The sequence below is a fragment of the Aquibium sp. ELW1220 genome, from assembly GCF_030398385.1.
In the GTDB taxonomy this organism is placed as follows: domain Bacteria; phylum Pseudomonadota; class Alphaproteobacteria; order Rhizobiales; family Rhizobiaceae; genus Aquibium.
On record NZ_JAOAOQ010000095.1, the window covers coordinates 1 to 2,608 of the forward strand.

The window sequence follows — 2,608 nt, forward strand, 5'->3', positions numbered from 1 at the left end:
TGTCAACGGCGGAGCAATTCTAGGCCACTGCGGCGGAGTAAAAGCAGGCCACTTGCGAGAGGGTGCGCCGAAGCAGAGAAGGGGCCCGATCGGGTCCCTTCTCTGCTTCGGCGGCCGGTCGGTATCGAGGATCAGGCTTCTGTGATCTCGCCGGTGCCGGGATCGACGGCCTCGGCGGTGGCCTGGTTTTGCTCCGCCCCGGCGACGCGGACGCGATGGCGCCCGGAGGACTGCTTGAGACGATAGCTGTCGCCGTTCATGGTCAGGATGTGGACGTGGTGGGTCAGGCGATCCAGCAGCGCGCCGGTGAGCCGCTCGGAGCCCAGGACACTCGTCCAGTCCTCGAACGGGAGATTGGACGTCACGATCGTCGAGCCGCGCTCGTAGCGCTGGGAGAACACCTCGAAGAGGAGCTCGGCTCCGGTCGGCGATAGCGGCACGTAGCCCAGTTCGTCGACGATGAGGAGTTGCACCGCCTGGAGATCACGTTGAAGCTTCAGGAGCCGACGCTCGTCACGGGCTTCCATGAGTTGGTGGACGAGAGCCGCCGCGGTGGTGAACGCCACGGTGAAGCCCTTCTGGCAGGCGGCCAGTCCAAGAGCCAGGGCGACGTGGCTCTTGCCTGTGCCAGAGTTGCCGAGCGCGATGACGTTCTCGCGACGCAGGATGAACGCGCACCGCGCCAACTCGAGCACCTGCATCTTGTTGAGGCTGGGGATCGCGGTGAAGTCGAATGTGTCGAGGCTTTTGACCGCCGGGAACCTGGCCGCCTTGATCCGCCGTTCGACCGTACGGCGCTCGCGGTCGATCAGCTCCAGTTCGATCAGGCGAAGCAGATAGCGGGGGTGGTCGACACCTTCGCGGGCGCACTCGCGGGCGACCTTGTCGTATTCCCGCAGAACCGTCGGCAGCTTCAACTGCTTGAGGTGGTGGGCCAGCAGGACCTGCGGCGTGCCGCTCGTCGTTCCCGTCGGCATCGCATCGATCCCCGACTTGCCACTCATGTCGCGCTCCCGGGAATCAGAACAGCGTAGTCGGCCGCCACCGTCGTCCGGACATCCATCTTCGGCAGATGCGGATATCTGGCGAGATCGAGCCGGAGCGGACGCCGCTCGGAACGGGCCAGCGCGATCTGCTTGACGGCGTCGAACCCGATCGCCCCCAACCGGATCGCCTCGGTGACGGCCTCGGTGACGGTCGCCATCGGGCAAGCCTCCAGCAGCCGCAAGACCTGGATGAACTCCCGCTTGCCGCGATTGCCCATGCGCGCCTCGAGGAGATGACGCAGATGCTGGAACGGCTCGGGCAGAGCCCAACCCTGCAACGGCGCGGCCTGGTCGAGGGCGTTCGGCTTCATCTCGATCAGCATCAAATAGTGCAGCGGATCGAACACGAAGGCCCCTGTGGCATAGGATCGGTGGTGCCGGGCGATCTCCTCGCCGGCGCAAAGGATCACCACCTCGTCGACGAAGCCCTTCACCAGGACATCACGGAAGCCGAACGATGTCGGAACCGATTAGTCGTTGCAGCGGTAGCGCACCAGGGACGTCGAGGAGACGCGCGCCGCCCGCTTCTCGCAAGGCTCCAGCGGGACGGCCGGCAAATCCCGGAAAGCCTCGAGATCGGCGGCAAGCCGCTCGCCGATGGTCGCAGCGTTGCGGCCGGCGCGTTCCGCCTGCCGTGCCCGGCACCGCTCCGCCAGCATGGCGTTGAGATCGTCGAAGCTCGCCGCCACCGGGATCGGCGTCATGAAGTTCGAGCGGGCATACTTCACCAACCCCTCGACCTTGCCCTTGTCGTTCCCTTTGCCGGGGCGGCCGAACCTGTCGCTGAACAGGTAATGGCTCTGCAGTTCGGTGAAGGCCCGCGTGCGCTCCCGCTTGCCGTCGCCGCAGATCTTCGCCACCGCGATCTTCAGATTGTCGTAGAGCACCGACAGCGGCACGCCGCCGAAGAAGGCGAAGGCCGACACATGCCCGTCTAGGAACGCTTCCGTCGTCTCGGCCGGATACGCCTTCACGAACGGGGCATCCGACTGCGGCAGGTCCATGCAGAAGAAGTGGATCTTGCAGCGAACGCCGCCGATTACGCCGACCGCCTCGCCAAAGTCCACCTGCGCATGGCCGGGCGGAGGCGACAGCGGCACGAAGGTCTCGCGCCCTCTGGCTCGGGCGATCCGGACATAGTCCTTCACCACAGTGTAGCCGCCGCCAAACCCGTGCTCGTCACGCAGCCGCTCGAAGATCCGCTTCGCCGTGTGCCGCTGCTTCACCGGGCTGGTCCGGTCGGCCTCCATGATCGCTTCAATCAATGGAAGCAAAACGCCCAGCTTCGGCTTCACCACGGGCCTCGTGCGCGTGTAACCAGGAGGTAACGAGAACCGGCACATCTTCGAAACCGTCTCGCGACTCAGCCCGAAAATACGGGCCGCTTCACGACGGCTGTTGCCCTCGACAAACACAAAATGCCGGACGGCGGCATAGACTTCCACGGCAAACATTCCCGGCCCATCCCCAAAGGGACCAGCCTAGCCAATGGACGGATTTTACTCCGCCCGCGCCGCCATCACGTCGGCGCTCCATGGCCTAATTTGTCACCGCCCTGCACA

General features: G+C 65.3%; 1 protein-coding gene and 1 pseudogene. Both read right to left on the minus strand.

The window, feature by feature from the left end; genetic code table 11:
• Positions 1 to 131 precede the first annotated feature (131 nt).
• The gene (gene istB, locus N1F91_RS30800) at positions 132 to 1,004 is read right to left on the minus strand and encodes an IS21-like element helper ATPase IstB (RefSeq protein WP_289997730.1); all 873 of its coding nucleotides are present in this window, start codon (positions 1,002 to 1,004) and stop codon (positions 132 to 134) included.
• Positions 1,001 to 2,500: pseudogene (gene istA / locus N1F91_RS30805) on the minus strand (IS21 family transposase). Before istA ends, istB begins: the two are co-directional and overlap by 4 nt.
• Between the last annotated feature and the right edge of the window lie 108 nt (positions 2,501 to 2,608).